24 protein-coding genes and 1 tRNA gene are annotated in these 21,490 nt (G+C 31.0%); 10 read left to right on the plus strand and 15 right to left on the minus strand.

Annotated features, from left to right (window positions below):
• Window positions 1–130: 130 nt before the first annotated feature.
• Genes GQS57_RS17810 through GQS57_RS17820 form a run of 3 tightly spaced genes read right to left on the minus strand, consistent with a single transcriptional unit; the run spans window position 131 to window position 3,477 of the window.
• On the minus strand, window positions 131–1,450 hold the full coding sequence (locus tag GQS57_RS17810) for a sugar MFS transporter (protein WP_165734333.1): 1,320 nt from the start codon (window positions 1,448–1,450) through the stop codon (window positions 131–133).
• A 52-nt stretch (window positions 1,451–1,502) separates the two neighbouring features.
• Window positions 1,503–2,561, minus strand: a complete 1,059-nt coding sequence (locus GQS57_RS17815; protein WP_165734334.1) for a phosphotransferase enzyme family protein — start codon at window positions 2,559–2,561, stop codon at window positions 1,503–1,505.
• Window position 2,562: 1 nt separating this feature from the next.
• On the minus strand, window positions 2,563–3,477 hold the full coding sequence (locus GQS57_RS17820; protein WP_165734335.1) for a sugar phosphate nucleotidyltransferase: 915 nt from the start codon (window positions 3,475–3,477) through the stop codon (window positions 2,563–2,565).
• Window positions 3,478–3,633: 156 nt separating this feature from the next.
• Between GQS57_RS17820 and GQS57_RS17825 the strand changes: the two genes are divergently transcribed.
• Window positions 3,634–4,671 (plus strand): LacI family DNA-binding transcriptional regulator, encoded by a 1,038-nt coding sequence (locus GQS57_RS17825; protein WP_165734336.1) that lies wholly within the window; start codon window positions 3,634–3,636, stop codon window positions 4,669–4,671.
• A 108-nt stretch (window positions 4,672–4,779) separates the two neighbouring features.
• Here GQS57_RS17825 and kbl read toward each other — a convergent pair whose 3' ends face one another.
• From kbl to GQS57_RS17840, 3 genes are all read right to left on the minus strand, one after another.
• Window positions 4,780–5,976, minus strand: a complete 1,197-nt coding sequence (gene kbl / locus GQS57_RS17830; RefSeq protein ID WP_165734337.1) for a glycine C-acetyltransferase — start codon at window positions 5,974–5,976, stop codon at window positions 4,780–4,782.
• Between the two features lie 61 nt (window positions 5,977–6,037).
• Window positions 6,038–6,187 carry a hypothetical protein gene (locus GQS57_RS17835; RefSeq protein ID WP_165734338.1) on the minus strand — a complete coding sequence of 50 codons (150 nt, stop codon included), beginning with the start codon at window positions 6,185–6,187 and terminating at the stop codon, window positions 6,038–6,040.
• A gap of 141 nt (window positions 6,188–6,328) precedes the next feature.
• Window positions 6,329–6,410: transfer RNA gene (locus GQS57_RS17840), tRNA-Leu, on the minus strand.
• Window positions 6,411–6,536: 126 nt separating this feature from the next.
• On the opposite strand from GQS57_RS17840, the gene GQS57_RS17845 reads away from it, so the two are divergent.
• The 3 genes from GQS57_RS17845 to pth all read left to right on the plus strand — a co-directional run bounded on the left by GQS57_RS17845 (window position 6,537) and on the right by pth (window position 8,856).
• A complete protein-coding gene (locus tag GQS57_RS17845; RefSeq protein WP_165734339.1) occupies window positions 6,537–7,478 on the plus strand; it encodes a ribose-phosphate pyrophosphokinase in 942 nt (313 codons plus the stop codon).
• A 19-nt stretch (window positions 7,479–7,497) separates the two neighbouring features.
• Complete coding sequence (locus GQS57_RS17850; protein ID WP_165734340.1) at window positions 7,498–8,097, plus strand: 50S ribosomal protein L25/general stress protein Ctc; 600 nt, start codon at window positions 7,498–7,500, stop codon at window positions 8,095–8,097.
• Window positions 8,098–8,289: 192 nt separating this feature from the next.
• Window positions 8,290–8,856, plus strand: coding sequence for an aminoacyl-tRNA hydrolase (gene pth / locus GQS57_RS17855; RefSeq protein ID WP_205860298.1), 567 nt, complete (start codon window positions 8,290–8,292; stop codon window positions 8,854–8,856).
• A 188-nt stretch (window positions 8,857–9,044) separates the two neighbouring features.
• Here the strand turns inward: pth and GQS57_RS17860 are convergent, their stop codons facing one another.
• The 8 genes from GQS57_RS17860 to lysM all read right to left on the minus strand — a co-directional run bounded on the left by GQS57_RS17860 (window position 9,045) and on the right by lysM (window position 16,074).
• On the minus strand, window positions 9,045–9,494 hold the full coding sequence (locus GQS57_RS17860) for a 6-carboxytetrahydropterin synthase (RefSeq protein WP_165734342.1): 450 nt from the start codon (window positions 9,492–9,494) through the stop codon (window positions 9,045–9,047).
• A 228-nt stretch (window positions 9,495–9,722) separates the two neighbouring features.
• A complete protein-coding gene (locus GQS57_RS17865) occupies window positions 9,723–11,222 on the minus strand; it encodes a GH3 auxin-responsive promoter family protein (RefSeq protein WP_165734343.1) in 1,500 nt (499 codons plus the stop codon).
• A complete protein-coding gene (locus tag GQS57_RS17870) occupies window positions 11,222–12,088 on the minus strand; it encodes a M23 family metallopeptidase (protein ID WP_165734344.1) in 867 nt (288 codons plus the stop codon). The genes GQS57_RS17865 and GQS57_RS17870 overlap by 1 nt, the downstream gene beginning before the upstream one ends.
• 84 nt (window positions 12,089–12,172) lie before the next feature.
• A complete protein-coding gene (gene nadD / locus GQS57_RS17875) occupies window positions 12,173–12,757 on the minus strand; it encodes a nicotinate (nicotinamide) nucleotide adenylyltransferase (RefSeq protein WP_165734345.1) in 585 nt (194 codons plus the stop codon).
• 112 nt (window positions 12,758–12,869) lie between these two features.
• Window positions 12,870–13,451 (minus strand): guanylate kinase, encoded by a 582-nt coding sequence (gmk, locus tag GQS57_RS17880; RefSeq protein WP_165734346.1) that lies wholly within the window; start codon window positions 13,449–13,451, stop codon window positions 12,870–12,872.
• Between the two features lie 93 nt (window positions 13,452–13,544).
• Window positions 13,545–14,399 carry a YicC family protein gene (locus GQS57_RS17885; protein ID WP_165734368.1) on the minus strand — a complete coding sequence of 285 codons (855 nt, stop codon included), beginning with the start codon at window positions 14,397–14,399 and terminating at the stop codon, window positions 13,545–13,547.
• 193 nt (window positions 14,400–14,592) lie between these two features.
• A complete protein-coding gene (locus GQS57_RS17890; RefSeq protein ID WP_165734369.1) occupies window positions 14,593–15,480 on the minus strand; it encodes a DMT family transporter in 888 nt (295 codons plus the stop codon).
• Between the two features lie 123 nt (window positions 15,481–15,603).
• The gene (lysM, locus tag GQS57_RS17895) at window positions 15,604–16,074 is read right to left on the minus strand and encodes a peptidoglycan-binding protein LysM (protein WP_165734347.1); all 471 of its coding nucleotides are present in this window, start codon (window positions 16,072–16,074) and stop codon (window positions 15,604–15,606) included.
• Window positions 16,075–16,169: 95 nt separating this feature from the next.
• Here lysM and upp point away from each other — a divergent pair, with 95 nt between their 5' ends.
• Window positions 16,170–16,823 (plus strand): uracil phosphoribosyltransferase, encoded by a 654-nt coding sequence (gene upp, locus GQS57_RS17900; protein ID WP_165734348.1) that lies wholly within the window; start codon window positions 16,170–16,172, stop codon window positions 16,821–16,823.
• Here the strand turns inward: upp and GQS57_RS19055 are convergent.
• A complete protein-coding gene (locus tag GQS57_RS19055; protein ID WP_240915525.1) occupies window positions 16,818–17,747 on the minus strand; it encodes a DUF6427 family protein in 930 nt (309 codons plus the stop codon). The two genes, upp and GQS57_RS19055, sit on opposite strands and share 6 nt — an antisense overlap.
• 41 nt (window positions 17,748–17,788) lie before the next feature.
• Between GQS57_RS19055 and GQS57_RS17910 the strand changes: the two genes are divergently transcribed.
• The 5 genes from GQS57_RS17910 to GQS57_RS17930 all read left to right on the plus strand — a co-directional run bounded on the left by GQS57_RS17910 (window position 17,789) and on the right by GQS57_RS17930 (window position 21,259).
• The gene (locus tag GQS57_RS17910; protein ID WP_165734350.1) at window positions 17,789–18,010 is read left to right on the plus strand and encodes a hypothetical protein; all 222 of its coding nucleotides are present in this window, start codon (window positions 17,789–17,791) and stop codon (window positions 18,008–18,010) included.
• Window positions 18,011–18,019: 9 nt separating this feature from the next.
• Window positions 18,020–18,691, plus strand: coding sequence for a tRNA (guanosine(46)-N7)-methyltransferase TrmB (gene trmB, locus GQS57_RS17915; RefSeq protein ID WP_165734351.1), 672 nt, complete (start codon window positions 18,020–18,022; stop codon window positions 18,689–18,691).
• A gap of 702 nt (window positions 18,692–19,393) precedes the next feature.
• Window positions 19,394–19,726 (plus strand): MGMT family protein, encoded by a 333-nt coding sequence (locus GQS57_RS17920; RefSeq protein ID WP_165734352.1) that lies wholly within the window; start codon window positions 19,394–19,396, stop codon window positions 19,724–19,726.
• A 152-nt stretch (window positions 19,727–19,878) separates the two neighbouring features.
• Window positions 19,879–21,018, plus strand: coding sequence for an Mrp/NBP35 family ATP-binding protein (locus GQS57_RS17925; protein WP_165734353.1), 1,140 nt, complete (start codon window positions 19,879–19,881; stop codon window positions 21,016–21,018).
• Between the two features lie 4 nt (window positions 21,019–21,022).
• Window positions 21,023–21,259, plus strand: a complete 237-nt coding sequence (locus GQS57_RS17930) for a NifU family protein (RefSeq protein ID WP_165734354.1) — start codon at window positions 21,023–21,025, stop codon at window positions 21,257–21,259.
• Window positions 21,260–21,490 lie beyond the last annotated feature (231 nt).

A 21,490-nucleotide genomic window follows, 5' to 3' on the forward strand; every position in this document is an offset into this window, starting at 1 on the left:
GATTTTGAGGCTGATGTAGAATCTTCATAAACGATAGTTCCAATATTTTCGAATCTTTTTTCGAAACCTGTCGCTTTGTCTATAGTACTTTTTAACATAATATGTAGTTTGTTAGGTTTGAATTTTATAATTATTTACTCCAGCTTTTTATTTTATGTCCCCATACGGCGAATAACAAAACAATGGCATAACAAGGTATTAAGATCCAATAACTGCCCGTTGCTGCAGTTGCTAATGCATCTGCTTCTTGTAGGCCATTGGTAATTAATTCGTGTTTATTTGCTTCTACAATTCTACCATACAAGGGTGGTATTATCGCTCCTCCAGAAATAGCCATAATTAAAAGAGCTGAAGCTGTTTTAGTATGTTTCCCTAAACCGTCTAAAGTTAATGGCCAAATTGCTGGCCAAACTAATGCATTAGAAACACCTAAAGCTGCAACAAATAAAACAGAGGTAAATCCTGAGGTAGATATTATAAGAACACTAAAAATAATACCTAAAATAGCACTAATAACAAGCGCTGTTTTTTGTTGTATGAATTTAGGTATTAATAAGACACCTAAAGCGTAGGTGGCAACCATTGCCATTAAGGTGTATGTAGTAAAGAATTTTGCATCTGCAGCTGGTATGCCTAATGAAATTCCGTAAGCAATAATGGTATCTCCAGCAATAACTTCTGCACCAACATACACAAATAAAGCTAGAACTCCCATCCATAAATGTGGATATTGAAATATGGTTTTATTTGATGAAGATTCACCGTCTGTTAACGCCTCTTCTTCTGTAGCCTCTACATTAGGTAATGCAGCTTTTCTAATTAGAAAAGCAAAAATGAATAAGACAACAGCCATTACAATATATGGTGTATGTACACTGTCTGCCATGGTATCTAAAAGAACATTTTTTTCTTCAGCAGAAACATTTCCTATTTTCTCATTTACATCATCTATACCAGACAATAATAACGCACCAAAAATGATAGAACCTAAAGCGCCTGCAACTTTATTTGCAATTCCCATCATTGCCATACGTTTTGCACCACTTTCAATTGGTCCCAAAATAGTAATATAAGGGTTGGCTGCAGTTTGGCAAATGGTCATTCCAATTCCTTGAATAAAAATAGCTAATAAAAACATCCAATAAGTACGTGCTTCGGCAGCGGGTATAAAAACCAATGCACCAATTGCCATAATTGCTAAACCTAATGATATACCATTTTTATAACCTGTTTTAGAAATAATGTAAGACGCTGGTAATGCCATTACTACAAATGAAATATAAGATGCTGTAGCTACTAAATACGCCTGAGTTTCCGTAAGTTCATTAATGGTTTTCATGAATGGAATAAGCGCTCCGTTTATCCAGGTTACAAAACCGAAAATAGCGAAGAGTCCTCCAATGATCATAATTGGGACTAGGTTGTTTTGAGATTTAGTAGTCGTGCTCATAAGATTTAAATTAGTTTGTGTTGTTTAATTGATTTCAAATTTTGGAATTTAATTATAATTTTTTGGAAAAACTCTCTATCAATTTAAATTGATTTTTTGCTCTGTCTAAATTATGATCAGCATAGGTTGTTTTGTAGTAAGTATCATTGTTTAAATAGTCTGTTAAAAAACGCAAAGCCATTATAAAAATCATGGTTTTTGCTGCTAATGGCAAATATTTTAACTCTACCTCTGTTAAGGAATCTTTTGTTTTTTCTAGAAATCCTTTTTCGTATGCTTTGTAATAATCTAAATTGAATTCCACCTTAGACAAATCTGTTTCATCTTCTGCGGCTGTGTTACAAATTGTTCTAATAGCATCGCCAAAATCATAATAAATAATACCTGGCATTACGGTGTCTGTATCTATCATACAAACCCCTTTGTTGTCTTCTGTAAAGAGTGAATTAGATATTTTTGTATCGTTATGCGTAACTCTTATAGGAATTTCACCTGCATCTTTTAAGTTTTGAAGAATGTGCATTTCTTCCTTTAAATCTGCTACTATTTGTATATAATCTGCAGCTTTGGTTAAGCGATTTTTAGAGGCACTTTGTATAGAAGAAGCATATTGCTTAAAACGAAAAGTCATGTTATGAAAATTAGGAATCACATCTATTAATTTACTGCTGTCAAAATCTGATGTTAAGTTTAAAAAGTCTCCTAAAAGTTTTCCGCCTTCGTAGGCAATTTCTTTGTCCTTTACAATTTCGTGGGTCACGCTATCATCAATAAAAATCATCACATTCCAGAAATTTACACCTTCTTTGTGATAATAAGAATTACTATTCTTTTCTTTTATAAAACTTAAAACGGTCTTATTTAATACTTCGTCTGATGCGTTTAAATATTTGCTTCTAATATGATTGCTTGTTAATACTTTGTTGTTTACCAACCCCGGAACATCTTTAAAAACAATCTGATTGATTCTTTGGAGTATGTAATTCGTATCACCATCTGTTTTTATTAAAAAAGTATCATTTATGTGTCCAGAATTTAATTCTGAATGACTTTTATAATTAAATTGATGGTCGAACTCGTTAAAAATAGAGATGATTGTTTCTGCCTTCATATTAGTTCCATAATTTAGTTGGATACACTCCGTTTTCTTTCAGTTTGTTAATCTCTAATTGCGCTTTTTCCTTATCGTCACTATAGGTAACTCCAAACCATTTAGAGTCTGATTCTAGTACTTTTACAGATGCTTTTTTAGACGCCAACATAGTATTTACAATGGTTGGTAAATAAAATTCTGCTTTTAAGTTTTCTTTCGTTTTTTCTAAGAAGTCTAAAAATAAGGTGTCTCCAAACTCAAAACATTTAGGAGTAAAACCCCAGAAATTCATAGAAACTGTCGTGTTTTCATCAATAGGAAACATTTCTCCGTTATCGTTTTCACTTTTTAATACTCCGTCTATTTTTTCAATTCTAACTCTTTCGGTAACATCAGTTAAAAAACCGTTTTCATCAACGGTGCATTCTCCTCTAGAAACATAACCATTTTCTGAAATTGTATTTTTTAAAGAATAAGCTACCATACTAAAAGCATAACTATTTTTATCTGTATTTCTTAACTGTTCTGCAATGGCAACAAAAGCTTGTCTGCTATAAAAATCGTCAGCATTTATAATGGCAAAATTTTCTTTTATTACATCTTTCGTCATTAATAAAGCGTGGCCTGTTCCCCAAGGTTTTACTCTTTCTGGATTTCTGTACTTTTCAGGTACGTTTTCTAATTCTTGAAACACATATTCTACAGCTATTTTACCTGCTAATTTTGTGTTGTAAATAGCTTTAAATTCTTTTTCGAAAGTTTTTCGGATGATAAAAACCACTTTACCAAAACCAGCTTCAATTGCATCATAAAGAGAGAAGTCTATAATAGTATCTCCTTCTTTGGTAAAACTGTCCATTTGTTTTAAGCCGCCGTAACGACTTCCCATTCCTGCTGCTAAAATAACTAGTGTGGGTTTGTTGTTTTTACTCATAATTAGTTGATATTTAGTCAGTATTATTGTTTTTATTAAGTTACAATGTTTTCTGATTGAAACAAAAATATAGATATTATTTTGTGTTACCAAGAGAATAGTAATAAAATGTGCTCGAACACAATTATTGAAACAAAAAGGTATATATTTGCCTTGATGAAGAAATATACTATTAAAAATATTGCAGAATTAGCAGGTGTATCTAAAGGAACGGTAGATAGAGTTATTCATAAAAGAGGCAAAGTATCTGCGTTAGCTTTAGAAAAGGTGACCGCTGTTTTAAATGAAATAGACTACAAGCCTAATTTGCTTGCTAGAAGTTTAAAAAACACCAAAGATTACCATATTTGTGTTGTTTTACCAGATTATACTAAAGACGCTTTTTGGTTGCCATGTTATGAAGGTATTGTAGCGGCAGTAAATGAGTTTGCTTCTTTTGGTGTCTTTATAGAGCCTTTCTTTTTTCATCCTAATGATGTGCATTCTTTTGTAGAGGTTAATAATAAAGTATTAGAATTGGCTCCAGATGCCGTTTTACTGGCGCCTTTATTTTATAAAGAAACAGTAGGTATTATTAATAAATATGCACTTAAGAATATTATTGTTAGCAAATTTAATAATCAATTAGAAATTGAAAACACAAAGAATTTTGTTGGTCAAGATTTATTTAAAAGTGGAAGAATAGCTGCTGGGTTATTACAAATGATCATCAAAAAAAATGCAACCATAGATATTATTCATGTCGATGAAGATTTTAACAACTCTATTCACATGCAGGAAAAGGAGAAGGGGTTCAGAGATTATTTCGATGAAATAAAAAATTCTAATTATAAAATTGTAACGCATAATTCTAAACAATCTGACTTAGCAAATAATTTAGACTCTATATTTTCTGAGTCTTTTACTTCGGATGCTATTTTTGTAACCACGTCTAAAGTTTACGAAGTTGCGGAGTTTATTAAAAGTAAAAATTTGAATAACGTAAAACTGATTGGCTACGATTTATTGGAAGAGAACATTCAATATTTAAAAGACAATATTATTGATTTCTTGATTCATCAAAACCCGAAAAAACAAGTGTATTTAGGTCTGAATTATTTAGTTGATTTCTTTCTTTTTAATAAAGAAATACCTGCTAAAAGCTTATTGCCAATAGATATTATTACGAGCGAGAATATAGAAACGTATTTATAACGTAAAAAAGCACTAAAAGAAAACCAATCTTTGTGTGGATTGCTTATTCTAAAAGTGCTCTATATTTTTAATAAATACGACTATTTAAAGAAACTCGTTTACATACTATTACTTAATTACATTCAATCTTTTACCAACTTTAATAAAAGCAGCTACCGCTTTATCTATATGTTCTTTTGTGTGTGCTGCAGATAATTGAACTCTAATTCTTGCTTTGTCTTTTGGTACTACTGGAAAGAAAAAACCAATTACATAAATACCTTCTTCTAATAATTGATTTGCCATAATCTGAGACAATTTTGCATCATACAACATAACAGGTATAATTGCAGCATCTGCACCAACTAAATCGAAACCTGCGGCTTCCATTTTAGATCTAAAATGATTGGTATTTTCCTCTAACTTATCTCTTAATGAAGTATCGTTTTCTAACATTTCAAAAACCTTTAATGAGGCACCAACAATTGCAGGAGCCAAAGAGTTTGAAAATAAATAAGGTCTAGAACGCTGACGTAACATTTCTATAATTTCTTTTTTACCCGTAGTAAAACCACCCATTGCACCACCCAAAGCTTTTCCTAAAGTTCCGGTAACAATATCTATTCTGCCAAGTACGTTTTTTAGTTCTATGGTTCCACGACCAGTTTTACCTATAAAACCAGAAGCATGACATTCATCTACCATTACCAAAGCATCATATTTATCTGCTAAATCACAAATTTTGTCTAATTCGGCAACAACACCATCCATAGAAAATACACCATCGGTTACAATTATTTTAAAACGATGGTTTTGTTTGTTCGCTTCAATTAACTGTTCTTCTAAAGAAACCATATCGTTATTGTTATAACGGTAACGAGCAGCTTTACACAAACGAACTCCGTCTATAATAGAAGCGTGGTTTAAGGAGTCGGAAATAATAGCATCTTCTTTTGATAATAAAGGTTCAAAAACTCCTCCGTTAGCATCAAAAGCGGCTGCGTATAAAATAGTGTCTTCACAATGAAAAAATTCGGCAATTTTAGCTTCTAATTCTTTATGAATATCTTGGGTACCACAAATAAAACGAACAGAAGACATACCAAAACCATGCGAGTCTAATGTGTCTTTTGCTGCCTGAATTACTTCTTTGTTATTAGAAAGTCCTAAGTAGTTGTTGGCACAAAAATTAATTACTTCTTCTCCTGTAGAAACCTTAATAACGGCATCTTGAGAGGTTGTAATAATGCGCTCTTCTTTAAATAAACCATTGTCTTTAATGGCTTGTAATTCTTTCTGTAAATTCTCTTTTATGCTTCCGTACATGATATCTCTTTAATTTTTTAATCATTATTTTAGACATGCTATCTAAATCCAATTGTGGTTTTCAGTTCCAATCTTTTCTGGCAGTAGAATCATCGATACTTTCTGACCACGAGCTTGCAATTTTTTGCCTAAAATCTGGCTTAAATGTAATACTAAAATTTAAGTAGGTCTTTTTTATTGAATTAAAAACTTCTTTTGGTGTAAAACTCATTCCAGATAATTTATAAAGAAATTAAAACTGTAGAAACATTCAATTACCTAATACTAAAAAGTTTACCGTACATAAATAGTAGGAATTCAAGTAAGTGAAAATAAAAAAACCTGTAAATCAAATGATTAACAGGTTTTTTAGTACTCAAGGCGGGAATCGAACCCGCACTTCCGAAAAAACTGGATTTTGAATCCAGCGCGTCTACCAATTCCGCCACTTGAGCAAGTATTAATAAGATTGCAAATGTATAAAATTATTTTATTTTAAAGTCTATAAATAAATTTCAAAGTCAATAAATAAATTCTACTTTTGTACTCTTACAACAACACAACAAAAAAAAAACAACTAAATGCCTACAAATCAGTTAGCCCCAAAACTTTTTGCCTGCAGACAAAGCACAGTTTTGGCAGAGAAAATTGCAAAAGAATACAATACCACCTTAGGAAAAGTTAAAACAACTTACTTTAGTGACGGAGAATTTCAGCCAGCATTTGAAGAATCTGTTCGTGGAAGACGTGTTTTTATTATTGGTTCTACATTTCCGAATGCAGACAATTTAATGGAAATGTTGTTAATGTGTGATGCTGCAAAAAGAGCATCAGCAAGACACATTACAGCAGTTATGCCATATTTTGGTTGGGCTAGACAAGATAGAAAAGATCAACCTAGAGTTGCTATTGGAGCAAAATTAGTTGCAAAACTTTTAGAATCTGCTGGAGCAACAAGAATTATGACGATGGATTTACATGCAGACCAAATACAGGGTTTCTTTGAAAAGCCAGTAGATCATTTATTTGCATCTACTATTTTTATGCCATACATAAATAGCTTAAAATTAGACAATTTAACAATTGCATCTCCAGATATGGGAGGTTCTAAAAGAGCGTATGCATACTCTAAGCACTTAGAATGTGATGTTGTTATTTGTTATAAGCAACGTATTAAAGCCAACCAAATTGGGCACATGGAGTTAATTGGAGACGTTAAAGGTAGAAATGTAATCTTAGTAGATGATATGATTGATACTGGAGGAACATTAGCACATGCAGCAAATTTAATGATGGAAAGAGGTGCATTAAGTGTAAGAGCAATTTGTACACATCCAATCCTTTCTGGTGGCGCTTATGATAAAATAGAAAACTCAGGATTAACAGAATTGATTGTTTCAGACACTATTCCGTTAAAAAAGGAGACATCTAAAATAAAAGTGGTATCTTGCGCGCCATTATTTGCTGATGTTATGCATAAAGTGCAAGACAATACTTCAATTAGTGGACAATTTTTAATGTAAATAAATAATACAAAAAGTAATGAAATCAATTACAATTAAAGGATCAAAAAGAGAAAGCGTAGGTAAAGTAGCAACTAAAGCCTTACGTAATGCTGGTATGGTTCCTTGCGTTATATACGGAGGAGAAAACCCAATACATTTTTCAGCAGAAGAAAAAGCGTTTAAAAAGTTGGTATTCACTCCAAATGTGTATACAGCAAGTTTAGATATTGATGGTCAAAAAATAGCAGCAGTGTTACAAGACATTCAATTTCACCCTGTAACAGATAAAATTATTCACGTAGATTTTTATCAATTATTTGATGATAAAGAAATTACAATGAAGATTCCTGTAACTTTAGTAGGTACTTCTCCAGGAGTATTAAATGGTGGAGCTTTACGTTTTACAAACCGTAAATTAAGAGTAAAAGCATTACCTGCTAACTTACCAGATTTTGTAACTGCAGATATTTCTAAATTAAAAATTGGAAGTAAATTAACAGTAACATCATTAGCAACTGAAGGATATACATTTATGCACCCAGACAACACTGTTGTTGTGCAAGTAAGAACTTCTCGTAACGCTACTGTTTCTGAAGATGATGAAGAAGAAGAAGCTACAGAAGCTGCTGCAGAATAATTTTTGCAATATAAATTATAAAAAGCGTTACAAATTTGTAACGCTTTTTTTTTGCTTTATATTTATTTTAATACCTTATAATTATAAATAGGCAATCTAAATTTATTTAATTCTTCTTATTTTTGAAGAATGAATTTTACAAACTTTTTTTCTGAAATATTTGGTATTAAAGTTGAATCTAAAGAAGCGTTAATGAAGAAGTTTTTAATTGTTGGATTAGGTAATATTGGTGAGCAATACACAAATACGCGTCATAATATTGGGTTTAAAATTGTAGATGAGGTTGCGGAAGAGCACAGTGCAACTTTTGAAACTGAAAAGCTTGGAGATGTAGCTAATTTCCGATTTAAAGGAAGAACATTTGTTTTACTTAAACCAAGTACTTTTATGAATTTAAGCGGTAAAGCAGTAAAATATTGGATGGATAAAGAAAACATATCTGTAGAAAATATTTTAGTAGTTACCGATGATGTAAATATAGATTTTGGAGTAATTCGTTTAAAAGCAAAAGGATCTGCAGGCGGACATAACGGATTAAAAGATATTCAAGAAAAATTAAATACCCAGCAATACGCTCGTTTTAGATTTGGTGTTGGTGGTAATTATGGTAGAGGTAGGCAAGTAGATTATGTCCTTGGTGAATGGAATAAAGAAGAAACTAGTGAGTTAATAGAGCGTTTGCCAACATCAGCTAAAGTAATTACTTCTTTTGGTACCGCAGGTTTAAATAATACCATGAATACCTTTAATGGTAAGTAATTCTTGAAATTTTAGGTGAAAAAAGGTTGTCTAAAAATAAATTTTAGAAGATTAAGCAGGTTTCATTATCATTAATTTGATAATCATAAACCTAAATGAAAAACTTGTAATGAATGCAGGTTGATGAAAAAAATAGGGCTATCTTTTTGATAGCCCTATTTTTTTTAAGCGTAATTTGTATCATTAAATTAATTCTCACTGGCATACCATTCTGCAAAGCTAGAATCTGTTTCTTGTAGTTTTATAGCGTGAAGTTTGATGTTTTCTGGTAATCTGCCTTTTATTTTTTCAGCAAAATCTATTACCATCATTTCACTTGTTGGTTGGTAATCTACCAATAAAACATGATGTCCTCTATCCATTAATTCCTTTGCTAAATCTACATGAGGTGTATTTTTATTAAATACGGTTGCATGGTCAAAAATATCTACAATTTCTTCGTTTACAATCTTTTTTAAATCTCCAAAATCAATCACCATACCAAATTTTACGTTGGTGTTGTCTGCAATTGGTTTTCCTGATACGGTTACAGAAAGTTTGTAAGAATGTCCGTGAACGTTTTTGCATTTACCATCATAACCATATAAGGCGTGCCCTGTTTCAAAGCTAAATTGTTTTGTAATTCTAATTGTACTCATTTGTGTTCTTTATTAATTTGTCATTTCGAAATGAGGAACGATTGAGTAAACTAAGATCTCTTGTCATTCGTTGTCCGAAAGGATAAAGTATTCTAATTATCGTCTGTTTCTAAATTTGTTGTAAAAGTAAACAATAACCAAAGCTATTGCCAATCCTAAAAATAAAAAATCTCCTCCCATGTTGTTTGTATCTTGTTATATTAAATGAACTTTGATGTTCATTTGGTATTACTCTTTAATTATAAAATTATGTAAAACATCTGCAATTTTTCTGTTATCAGACAATTGCGGAATCTTATTTTGTCCTCCAAATTTACCAATAGATTTCATATATTCATGAAAACCACCTTTTTTTACTTTTCTAACGATTAAAGGACGTAAAACTTTTCCTTCAATTAAATCGATATAATAAATATTTTGAGCCTGCATAGAAGCATCAATTTTAGCTGCAAATTCCTCTAGGTTTTCGGGTTCATTTTCAAATTCGATAAACCATTCATGATACGGCAAACCACTATCCGGACTCACTTGCGGTGCTACTGTAAACTCACTAATATTTATGTTGGTGCCTTTAATGGAATCGTTTAAAGCTTTTTCTACTTCTTTACCAATAACGTGTTCGCCAAAGGCGGATATAAAATGTTTTATTCTACCGGTAACTTTTATTCGATAAGGTTTTGTTGATGTAAACTCGACAGTATCACCAATGTTATACCCCCAAAGACCTGCTGTTGTGTTTAAAATGATGGCGTAATTAACACCCATTTTTACATCCTTTAAAGAAATTCTTGTAGGCTTTTCATTAAAAAATTCATCCGCAGGAATAAACTCGTAAAACATACCTGAATCTAATTGCAACAACATTCCTTTTTCTGTCTGAGAATCTTGATATGCAATAAAGCCTTCCGATGCTGGATATAATTCTATATAATCGATTTTTTTACCAATTAAACTTTCAAACTTATTCTTATAAGGCTCAAAGTTAACACCTCCATAAATAAAGAAATTAAAATTAGGGAACAGTTCTGAAACCGATTTCCCAGTTTTTTCAATCAGTTTTTCAAAATACATCTGTACCCAAGAAGGAATTCCGCTAATTACAGACATGTCTTCATTAATGGTTTCTTCTACAATGGCATTTACTTTGGTGTCCCAATCTTCTATGCAGTTGGTTTCCCAACTTGGTAATCTATTTTTTAATAAATATTGAGGTACATAATGCGCTACAATTCCGCTTAATCTACCCAATTTTACGCCGTTCTTATCACTTAAAATAGGGCTTCCTTGTAAGAAAATCATTTTACCATCCACAAAACTTGCGTCGTTTTTTTCTTTGATATAAAATAACAAAGCATTTCTTGCCGCCTTAATATGTGTAGGCATCGAGTCTTTGGTAATCGGAATAAATTTTGCGCCAGAAGTTGTGCCCGAGGTTTTTGCGAAGTATAGTGGTTTTCCGGTCCAAAGTACATTCGATTCTCCAGCTACAATTCTATCTACGTAAGGTCTTAAACCTTCGTAATCTGTAACTTTTACTTGTTTTTTAAAATCTTCATAATTAGAAATAGTATCAAAATTATGATCTTTTCCAAAAGCTGTTTTACTTCCTTTAGAAATTAAATTTTTAAAAACTTTTTCTTGTGTTTTATGTGGGGTATTGGCCCATTTATAAACTTTTTTTGTTGCAATTTTAGCAAACGGAATCGCAAAAAATGATTTAATGCTCATTATTTAAAATCTATAAAATTTGTTGGGTTTACGGCATATCCACCGCTCCAAAGTTCAAAATGTAAATGTGGTCCTGTAGTTAATTCTCCAGTAGATCCTATAGTGGCAATTACTTCACCAGATTTTACAAAGTCTCCTTGTTCTTTTAATAAGTTTCCGTTGTGTTTATAAACAGAAATATAATCTTTAGCATGTTTTAAAATAATAACGTAGCCTGTTTCTGTGGTCCATCCAGAAAAAATAACAGTTCCATCTGCAGTTGCCTTAATTGGTGTTCCGCTTTTTGCGGTAATATCTACTGCAAAGTGTTTAGAGGTGGCATCAAAAACTTGAGATATTGTACCGTTTAAAGGGGCAAAAAAGACCACCTTAACATTACTTTTTGCGTTTTGTTCAATAGAAAATAGCGTTTCACTTTCTACTTTTTCTCTAAATAAAGAATCTTCTTTTGTGGCAGCCAATTCACTCTCGTCTATAAAACGATGTCTTGCTTCTGCCTGAATAGAATCTATACTTTCTGGTTGAATTTCTCCTGTTAAAACAGGTCTTAAGGCTTTTGTGTAATTTTCTAAAACTGCTAATTTAATTTTTAAGGAATCTGCTTCAAAAGTTAAATTTGCTGCTTTTCTTTTTAAAGCAGTAGAAGAGTAGCCTGGTATATACTCTTTTAAAGGAGTAAATGCAATTAGAAGAATGGTACTAGCTATTAATAATATAGAAAAAAAACCACCCAAAACATATACATTTAATCTTGAAAGTTTTAATGAAAAACGCTCTTCAAAAGTGTCTTCATTTAAAACGACCAATCTGTATTTATCAGTTAGTTTTTGTTTAAGTTTTCCCTTTTTTTTATCTTTTTTAGCCACAAATATTTATTTGATGTTTAACAAATATACAACGAAACGCTCATAGAGTATATTATGTGTAAGAGTGATATAAATATATTTTAATTATGAATTGTAAAAGTTCATTTCATCTATGTACTCCCAAACCTCTTTAGGTAATAATGGTTGCGTATTTTTTTTGTTCTTTATAGCCTTTCTTATCATGGTAGAAGATATTTGAACAATAGGAGCTTCTACTTTATGAATTTTAGCATGGTTTTTAAATTGATCATCCATTTCACCATCAGCAATTCTAGGGTAGACATAAATGTGATGATGTTCTAAAATAGTTTCATAATTTTTCCATTTATGTAAACTTTTTAGATTGTCTTCACCCATAATTAAGCAGAATTCTTTGTTTGGATACATATCAGAAACATGTGCTAACGTATGAATGGTGTAATTAGGTTGTGGCAAATTAAACTCAATATCCGATGGTTTAATTTTTGGGTAATTAGCAGTTGCTCTATAAATCATTTCAAAACGTTCATGATTATCTAGCAAAGAGCTTTTCTTCTTAAACGGATTGTGAGGTGTAACAACCATCCAGATTTCATCTAAATCAGAATTTTCTACCATATGATTGGCAATAATTAAATGCCCAATATGCATTGGGTTAAACGTGCCAAAATATAAACCTATTTTACTCATTTCCTTTTAAAGATTTTAGAATCAAGAAGCAAGATTATTTTGTTTTCAAAAAAATACTTTTTCTTTATTCTCTATTTAATCTTGACTCTTGTTTCCTTTCTAGTCTTGTCTCTTAGTTCAATTCCAAAAAATCACTCATTAACTCTTCCGCTTCTTGCAAAGCATCTTCTAAAATGTAATTTTTTATAATCTTATCAAACTGTGGAGCCGTTGCTAATTCTACAGAAGCTTTTGCAATACGCATGTTTATTTTGTCTTCACTTTCTGTAGAACGTTTTTTTAAACGGATTTTTAACTCATCTACACTTGGTGGTTTTACAAAAACAGACAATGTTTCTTCTGGATATTTCTTTTTAATACGCAATCCACCAACTACATCAATATCAAAAATAACATGTTTTTTTAAAGCCCAAATACGCTCAATTTCGCTTTTTAAAGTTCCGTAGAAGTTGTCTCTATAAACTTCTTCCCATTCTAAAAATTCATCGCCTTTAATTTTGTTTTTAAACTCTTTTAGGTCGATAAAATAATAATCTTCACCATCTTTTTCTTCTCCTCTTGGTGCTCTGGAAGTAGCAGAAATAGAAAACTCTAGGTTGAATCTTTCTTGCTTTAATAAATGACGTACAATGGTTGTTTTACCTGAACCAGAAGGTGCAGAAAAGACGAATAATTTTCCTTTAAAATCTGACATATATTTTATTATTTGTCATGCTAAACTTGCTTTAGCATCTTGTAATTAGAATATTGTAATAGTTACATGGTTTTTTAAACCTTGCAGAAAATCTTACAATACGTTTAAAATTTGTTCTTTAATTTGTTCTAGCTCGTTTTTCATTTGAATTACCGCTTTTTGCATAGGCGCAAAATTAGCTTTAGAACCTGTGGTGTTTATTTCTCGTCCCATTTCTTGAACAATAAATCCTAGTTTTTTACCATTAGAATCTTCAGACTCCATTGTTTGTAAGAAATAATCTAAATGATTTGCTAAACGAACTTTCTCTTCATTAATATCTAATTTTTCTAGATAGTAAATCAATTCTTGTTCAAAACGGTTTTCATCAGTATCTACTTTTAAATCGTCGATAGCCTTTTTTAAACGTGTTTTTACGTTTTCTACTCTATCTCCATCTAAAGCTTTTACTTCTTCTAAATAGGTTTTAATATTAGCAATTCTTTCTTTAAAATCTATTTCTAAAGAAGCAGCTTCATCAATTCTATATTGTACAATATCTTTAATAGCAATATCTACACTTTCGTTGATTAGGTTCCATTCATTTTCATCTAACTCTTCACGTTCTGTTTTTAAAGCGTCTGGCATTCTTACGGCCATTTTCAATAATTCAACATCATCAGAAGTTCCGGTTTGTACAACATTTCTTAGTTGTTGCATATATTCCTTTACCACTCCGTGATTAATAGTTGTAGACGTTTCATCTGCAGTCATTTCTACAAAAATTGAAAAATCTACTTTACCACGAACTAACGAGCTTGCTAGTTTTTTACGCACAGCCAATTCTTTCTCTTTATAATAAGAAGGAATACGAACGTTTAAATCGAGGTTTTTACTGTTTAAAGATTTAATTTCTATGGTTACTTTTTTAGTAGGTAATTGTAATACAGACTTGCCATAACCAGTCATAGATTGAATCATAAAATCAACATTTTAGATGAGGGGCAAATATAGTTTTTATTTCACAGAATTTTTAAGGGAATGCACTTGTAAATCATTGAAAATGATAAAGACACATATTATACAGATTCGCACTAATTTTTATGCTGATGAATTTCTCTAATTTGAACGAACAAAGCTTGTTTATTGGTTCAATTAGCGTCTATTTTTCTACTTGTCTGGTTACTAAATAAACACCACAAAAAATAAGTATTGTTGCGCCAACTTTAATAAGGTTTAAAGAATCACTACCAATAATTAAAGCATAAATTGTTGCAATAACAGGTTGTAAATAGGTAAAAACACTAACGGTTGTAGGTTTTAATTTTGATAAACCATATAAATTAAAAAGATAAGTAACACAAGAAGTAAACACAATAACAAAGCCAATATTCCCGTAAATATTTGTAGGTATTTCTTGCCAATTGACTTCTATAAATTCTTGGTAACCAAAAGGGAGTACAAAAATGAACCCAATTAAATACAGCCATTTAACAAGCGTAATTGGATGATATTTGTGAATTAAACTTTTGGAGATCACTAAATATAAACCATAAGAAGTGGCATTTACAAAAATTAAAAAATTTCCCCAATTGCTATTTGTACCGCTTGTACCAGATGAATTACCATACGTAATAAGTAAAACAGTACCTACTAAACCAATGATTACGCCTAATATTCTTAGTTTTCCAATGGCTTTTCTAATTAATATGCTAGAAAAAATTAAAACCATAATTGGTGATGTAACCATAATAACGGAAGCGCTAATAGGTGTTGTTAAGCTTAAACCTTTAAAAAAGGAGAGCATATTCAAACTAATTCCAAAAATGGCTGCTAAGAGTAATTTTAGATAATCAGATTTTTCTATTTTTTGAGATTTAATAAATAAACCAAGGCTCCAAAAAATTATAGTTGCTCCAAAAACTCTTATTAAAATAAAACCAAAGGGTTTTACGTAAATAGGCATTACTTCTTTAGCTATTGAGTAATTTAGTCCGTAGATTATAGTGGCTATGGTAACGGCAATTAATGCTAATGTTCTCTTATCTATGTTCAAAAAAATTGGATTATTAAATTAGCATGCAAAGTTGAGAATAATTTTTAATTTAAGGGATAAAAAAAGAGTTTCAAAATATATTTTGAAACTCTTCTAATTTGGTTGGTTGATTTTTAATTAGTCTACTAAAGGCGGTATTCTTAATACCTGACCAGGGTATATTTTATCTGGATGTGATAACATCGGTTTGTTTGCTTCAAAAATTACAGGGTACTTCATTGCGTTACCATAATAAGTTTTGGCAATTTTACCTAAAGTGTCTCCACTTTCTACTGTATGAAATTGAGCCATTTCTGCTTCTTCAATTACCTCTATTTCTGCAACCGTTAAGTTGTCTTCTACAGATGCAATACCATTGGTATTACCTACCACTAAAACTACTTTTTCTTTGGTAGCTAAGTCAGCGGTTTCTCCCCAAAGTTTTACAGCATCATCTGCTACTTCTATACCTAAATCTGTAACTTCTAAATTTAAAGCAGTAATAGCATTTCTTAATTGCTCAGATTTATCTGCGTTTTCTTCTTCTGTAGTTTTTCCAATGCCAAAAACTTTTGCTCCAGCATTCTTAATGAATGAAAAAATTCCCATTTTTTAGTTTTTTGTTAATGTTTTAATCTTTTGTGTAGATGCAAGATACAAATTTATACAATTGCTTTACATTTGTTGTTCTAAAATTATTTACAATGATTATTCACCATTTACAAGAAGGAAATTCTATTCTTAATAAATTTATTGCAGAAATTAGAGATGTTAACATTCAGAAAGATTCACTTCGTTTTAGAAGAAATATTGAAAGAATTGGTGAGGTTTTAGGCTACGAATTAAGTAAAAACCTTTCTTATAAAAATGTTTCTATTGAAACTCCTTTAGGTAAAAAAACAGAACAATTATTTAATAACGACGTTGTTTTATGTTCAATTTTAAGAGCGGGATTACCTTTGCATCAAGGGGTGTTAAACTATTTTGATGATGCAGAAAATGCTTTTATTTCTGCGTATCGTCATCATCCAAACAACGATGCTGAATCTGAAATTGTAGTAGAGTATTTTGCAGCTCCATCAATAGAAAACAAAACATTATTATTGTTAGATCCGATGTTAGCAACAGGTCAATCTTTAGTATCTGTTTTTGAGGCGATAAAAAAACAAGGAACTCCTGCAGAAATTCATATTTTGGTGGTTATTGCTTCTAAGGAAGGAATCGAGTTTATAAAAGATAAATTTCCAGAAAACACACATTTATGGATTGCAGCAATAGATGATGAGTTAAATAGTAAAGGATATATAGTCCCTGGTCTAGGAGATGCTGGCGATTTAGCTTTTGGAACTAAATTATAGTAAGAAATAAGTAATCACTGTACCTATTAAAAGTAATCCTGATAGTATATTTTTAACAATCATCTTTTCAATTACCTCAAAACCATTTGCAATAATTACAGATGCAGGAATCAAAAAATAAACAATTTCAGCTCCACTCTTTTCGGTAATTACTAAAGCAAAAGCAACTGCGATAATTGAGTTGATAATTAAAACAATCCAACTCTTTTTAAAAGAATTATTTACAGATAACGCTTTCGGGGATTTTAAGAATATAGAACTTACAGTTAGTAAAAGTATGGTTCCAAAAATCCATAGTGTAGAGTCTTTTTTATAAATAAATACATTATTTATAGTATTAAAAGTGAAAAGTTGCTGAAATTCTTCGCTAGAATCATACCAAAATAAGTACGCAAAATAGATGATTAATGGAGAAATAAACCCAATAATTGGAGTTAGTAGCGTATGAAAAGAAACCTTTTTTCTCAATAAAATAGATGCGTAAATTAGAATGAGAAAAATCAAGGTAAGAGGTTCTATTATAAAGAGAATACCTAACCAAAAACCACTATCAAATAATTTCTGAATTACCTTTTTAGGAGAACGTAAACTGTATATTTTTCTTAAAAAAAGGAGGTAAATTATTAATGTTAGTAAGGCTTTAAGTCCTAGTAGCTTGGGTGTGAAAAGAATACTTGTTAATATAAAAATAAAGAAAGCATAAGAGTGGTCGAACGTTAATTTATTTTTTGAGACTATAAAATTGTAGAAGAAAAAAACAATTAAAAAGAGTCCTAAAAAAGAGATGTTTTCCATGGTTTTTAGCCAAGTGAAATTATCTGTTAACAAGTTAGAAAAAACAGTAATTATAAAGAAGCAAAAAAAGAGTCCAAAATAGACTATAAAATTGATTGGTTTAGATTTCTCTAAAAAATTGGCTAGCATCGTTTCTTTTGTTATTTTTGCAGCGTAAAGATAATTAAGTTATGATAGCAAGCAATATTTTTAGATGGATTGGTAGTTTATTTACCGATTTATTATTTACGCCATTCCATTGGTTACGTTTAACTGTAGCAAATGCAGATTATGGTTGGTGGATTTCTAATGCCGTTAATTGGGGATTTCTATTAGTTTTATTATGTTTATTCGCATATTGGTTGGGACAAACTCTTAAGTTTAAGAGAGAAGGAACGGAAGATAAAGCTTAAAATAACAATTTGGGAAGTAAAAATAAATTAAAACGTTTCAAAGAAAATGAAACGTTTAATAATGTCATTCAACCAACTAGAGAAGAAGTTGTAACAGATTTTTCTCATAAGGGTAAATGGCATTCTTTTTTTGGTAATAACAATCCTATTGTTGTAGAGTTAGGGTGTGGTAAAGGAGAATATACCATTGCTTTGGCTAGAAGAAATCCGAATAAAAACTATATTGGTATCGATATAAAAGGCGCTCGTTTTTGGAGAGGAGCAAAAACTGCAATAGAAGAAAATCTAGACAATGTAGCTTTTGTAAGAACTCAAATTGAGTTGGTCGATTTTATTTTTGCTGAAAATGAAGTTTCAGAAATTTGGATCACTTTCCCAGATCCACAAATAAAATTTCAACGCACAAAACATAGAATGACAAATTCTAGTTTTATGAAAAAATACCATCATATTCTTAATGAAGAAGGAATTATGAATCTAAAAACAGATTCAGAGTTTATGCATGGGTATACGTTAGGTTTGTTGCATGGTGAAGGTCATGAAATTTTATATGCTAACCATACTGTATATAAGAATGAAGGCGCACCAAAAGAAGTTACAGAAACACAAACTTTTTACGAAAAACAATATTTAGAAGTAGATAAACCTATTACCTACATTAAATTTAGATTAAAGTATTAATGTGTCATTACGGGGAATTAAATTATCTATTACTTAATTAACTTCCCCATTTGTCATTCCGAAATGAGCCTTTTTTTTGCGATTGAGGAATCTCATTACATCACAACTATTGATGTTGATTTTCGATTATTCTAATTAAACTTTCTATTGTCACACTGAGCTTGTCGAAGTGCTTTTCCATGAATAGCTGGTTTTCTCTGTGGAATTCTGTGTAATAACTTTTTATTTTCTTTTTTCTATTGATAAAAACGAAACAAAAAAATCTAGACTTATTTTAATTTTCTAAAATTCTACGTTTTCTTCCATTATCGTGTCCAGACCACTGAGTTCTTTGGACACTTACCATTCCATAAAGCTTGAATTATAACAAAAATTAAAAGTAGGTCGTTTTAGATTCTGAAATCTATTTCATTTATAGTTTTTAAAATTCCCATTTGTCATTCCGAAATGAGCCTTTTTAGGCGATTTAGGAATCTCATTAGATCACAACTATTAATCTTTATTTTCGATTAATCCAATTAAACTATCTACTGTCACACTGAGCCTGTCGAAGTGCTTTTCCATGAATAGCTATTTTTCTCTGCGAATCTCAGTGTAATAACTTTCCACAACATCCATCAGTGATAATCCGTGAAATTTGTGTCATTTTTTATTTAAAAACCCTGTGACATAACTTTCTTAGAATATCATTACCTTCACAACGTGAAAGAATCCGATAATTTTTTTGATAAAGTTTACCAAGTAGCTCGCTTAATTCCGCATGGAAAAGTTACTAGTTACGGAGCAATTGCAACTTATTTAGGAGCTGCAAGATCTGCAAGAATGGTAGGTTGGGCAATGAATAAAGCACATAATCTAGAAGATGTTCCAGCGCACAGAGTCGTTAACAGAAAAGGATTACTAACAGGCAAACATCATTTTGACGGTACAAACCTTATGCAGCAATTACTAGAAAGCGAAGGGATTATTGTAATAGAAAACCAAATTCAGGATTTAGAAAAAGTATTTTGGAACCCTATGGAAGAGTTGTCTTAGTTTTTCCTAAATAATTACAAAACCATTGGTACGATTTGTGAAATTGGTGTCTATAATTTCAACCTATCAATTCATAAATAATCGCAATCTACAAACTTTCTTTTCTGAGCAGTAAGACGTATCTTTGCAAGTAAGATTAAATATAAGAAAACGTGAGTTTTAAGAAACAAGATATATACAAGGCATTAGAAACAATTACCGCTCCCGGAGAAGGTAAAAGTTTAATAGAAAACAATAATGTTACTAACGTTGTTACTTTTGGAGATGAAGTTGAGGTAGATGTTACTATTAGTAACCCAACTTTACAAGCAAAAAAGAAGGTTGAAACGGAAATTACCAAAGCAATTCAAACCAATGTTGGCGAACAAATCATTGTAAAAGTTACTGTAAAAGTAGAAAAGCCTGCAGAGAAAGTAAATCCGAATCAAATTAAAGGGAAAGCAATTCCTAATATTAAAAACATTATTGCAATTGCATCTGGTAAAGGTGGCGTTGGTAAATCTACAATAACTGCAAATACGGCTATTTCTTTAGCTAAAATGGGCTTTAAAGTAGGTGTTTTAGATGCCGATGTTTACGGGCCATCACAACACATCATGTTCGATGTAGAAAAAGCAAGACCACTTTCTGTAAATGTAGATGGTAGATCTAAAATGGAACCTGTAGAAAACTACGGAGTTAAATTATTATCATTAGGCTTTTTTACAGACCCAAACCAAGCAGTAATTTGGCGTGGACCAATGGCATCAAAAGCATTAAATCAATTAATTTTTGATGGTAATTGGGGCGAGTTAGACTTTCTTTTAATCGATTTACCTCCAGGAACGGGAGATGTACATTTATCAATTGTACAAGCTTTACCAATTAACGGAGCAGTTGTAGTAAGTACACCACAAAATATTGCGTTGGCAGATGCTAAAAAAGGAGTTGCAATGTTTCAACAAGAAAACATTAATGTGCCAGTTTTAGGAATCATTGAAAATATGGCGTATTTTACACCAGAAGAATTGCCAGATAACAAGTATTATATCTTTGGTAAAGACGGTGCTAAAAATTTAGCAGAAGACATTAAAACTAAATTTTTAGGAGAAATTCCTTTAGTACAAAGTATTAGAGAAGCAGGAGATGTTGGTCATCCGGTAGCTTTACAAAACGGAACTATTTTAGAAAAATCATTTAATGATATTACGAAAGAAATGGTTGCAGAATTATTAAAAAGAAACGCAGATTTACCACCAACAGAAGTTGTTAGAATTACAACAATGAGCGGTTGTAGTTCAGTGAAAAAATAAGCATATGACAGCACAAGAAACATTAAATAATGTAGAAAAAGCGTTAGAAGAAATTCGCCCTTTTTTAATGAGTGATGGAGGCAATATTAAACTTTTATCTATAGAAGATAATATTGTTAATGTTCAACTAGAAGGTGCTTGTACAGGATGTTCTGTAAATCAAATGACCTTAAAAAATGGCGTTGAAGCAACTATAAAAAAGTATGCGCCACAAATTACAGAAGTAATAAATGTTGCCTAAACTGATTTTAATCAGTTTTTAGATATTTGAAATACTATAATTTTGGGCGTTACCTAAAGGTCGGGCTTTACATTGTATCTTTTTATTTCAAAAAGAAATAAAAAGGATGTCATTGCAATCCCTAACGCGCTCATTAGGATAAATAAATAAAGTAGCATTATTATAAAAAACGAAGCAATCAATCTATTTATGTAGAGATTGCTTCGTTCTTTGTAAAGACAAAATAAAAAA

The sequence above is a fragment of the Polaribacter sp. 20A6 genome, from assembly GCF_011378915.1.
In the GTDB taxonomy this organism is placed as follows: Bacteria; Bacteroidota; Bacteroidia; order Flavobacteriales; family Flavobacteriaceae; genus Polaribacter; species Polaribacter sejongensis.

What these genes read in the sequence shown, in the direction of transcription:
- GQS57_RS17850 (WP_165734340.1), top strand. Translation starts at nt 7,498, where the DNA reads ATGAAATCAATTACAATTAAAGGATCAAAAAGAGAAAGCGTAGGTAAA.
- GQS57_RS17865 (WP_165734343.1), bottom strand. Translation starts at nt 11,222, where the DNA reads ATGAGCATTAAATCATTTTTTGCGATTCCGTTTGCTAAAATTGCAACA.
- kbl (WP_165734337.1), bottom strand. Translation starts at nt 5,976, where the DNA reads ATGTACGGAAGCATAAAAGAGAATTTACAGAAAGAATTACAAGCCATT.
- GQS57_RS17815 (WP_165734334.1), bottom strand. Translation starts at nt 2,561, where the DNA reads ATGAAGGCAGAAACAATCATCTCTATTTTTAACGAGTTCGACCATCAA.
- nadD (WP_165734345.1), bottom strand. Translation starts at nt 12,757, where the DNA reads ATGAGTAAAATAGGTTTATATTTTGGCACGTTTAACCCAATGCATATT.
- lysM (WP_165734347.1), bottom strand. Translation starts at nt 16,074, where the DNA reads ATGGGAATTTTTTCATTCATTAAGAATGCTGGAGCAAAAGTTTTTGGC.
- GQS57_RS17810 (WP_165734333.1), bottom strand. Translation starts at nt 1,450, where the DNA reads ATGAGCACGACTACTAAATCTCAAAACAACCTAGTCCCAATTATGATC.
- GQS57_RS17820 (WP_165734335.1), bottom strand. Translation starts at nt 3,477, where the DNA reads ATGAGTAAAAACAACAAACCCACACTAGTTATTTTAGCAGCAGGAATG.
- upp (WP_165734348.1), top strand. Translation starts at nt 16,170, where the DNA reads ATGATTATTCACCATTTACAAGAAGGAAATTCTATTCTTAATAAATTT.
- GQS57_RS17910 (WP_165734350.1), top strand. Translation starts at nt 17,789, where the DNA reads ATGATAGCAAGCAATATTTTTAGATGGATTGGTAGTTTATTTACCGAT.
- GQS57_RS17860 (WP_165734342.1), bottom strand. Translation starts at nt 9,494, where the DNA reads ATGAGTACAATTAGAATTACAAAACAATTTAGCTTTGAAACAGGGCAC.
- GQS57_RS17835 (WP_165734338.1), bottom strand. Translation starts at nt 6,187, where the DNA reads ATGAGTTTTACACCAAAAGAAGTTTTTAATTCAATAAAAAAGACCTAC.
- GQS57_RS17845 (WP_165734339.1), top strand. Translation starts at nt 6,537, where the DNA reads ATGCCTACAAATCAGTTAGCCCCAAAACTTTTTGCCTGCAGACAAAGC.
- GQS57_RS17825 (WP_165734336.1), top strand. Translation starts at nt 3,634, where the DNA reads ATGAAGAAATATACTATTAAAAATATTGCAGAATTAGCAGGTGTATCT.
- GQS57_RS17885 (WP_165734368.1), bottom strand. Translation starts at nt 14,399, where the DNA reads ATGACTGGTTATGGCAAGTCTGTATTACAATTACCTACTAAAAAAGTA.
- GQS57_RS17930 (WP_165734354.1), top strand. Translation starts at nt 21,023, where the DNA reads ATGACAGCACAAGAAACATTAAATAATGTAGAAAAAGCGTTAGAAGAA.
- GQS57_RS19055 (WP_240915525.1), bottom strand. Translation starts at nt 17,747, where the DNA reads ATGCTAGCCAATTTTTTAGAGAAATCTAAACCAATCAATTTTATAGTC.
- pth (WP_205860298.1), top strand. Translation starts at nt 8,290, where the DNA reads ATGAAGAAGTTTTTAATTGTTGGATTAGGTAATATTGGTGAGCAATAC.
- gmk (WP_165734346.1), bottom strand. Translation starts at nt 13,451, where the DNA reads ATGTCAGATTTTAAAGGAAAATTATTCGTCTTTTCTGCACCTTCTGGT.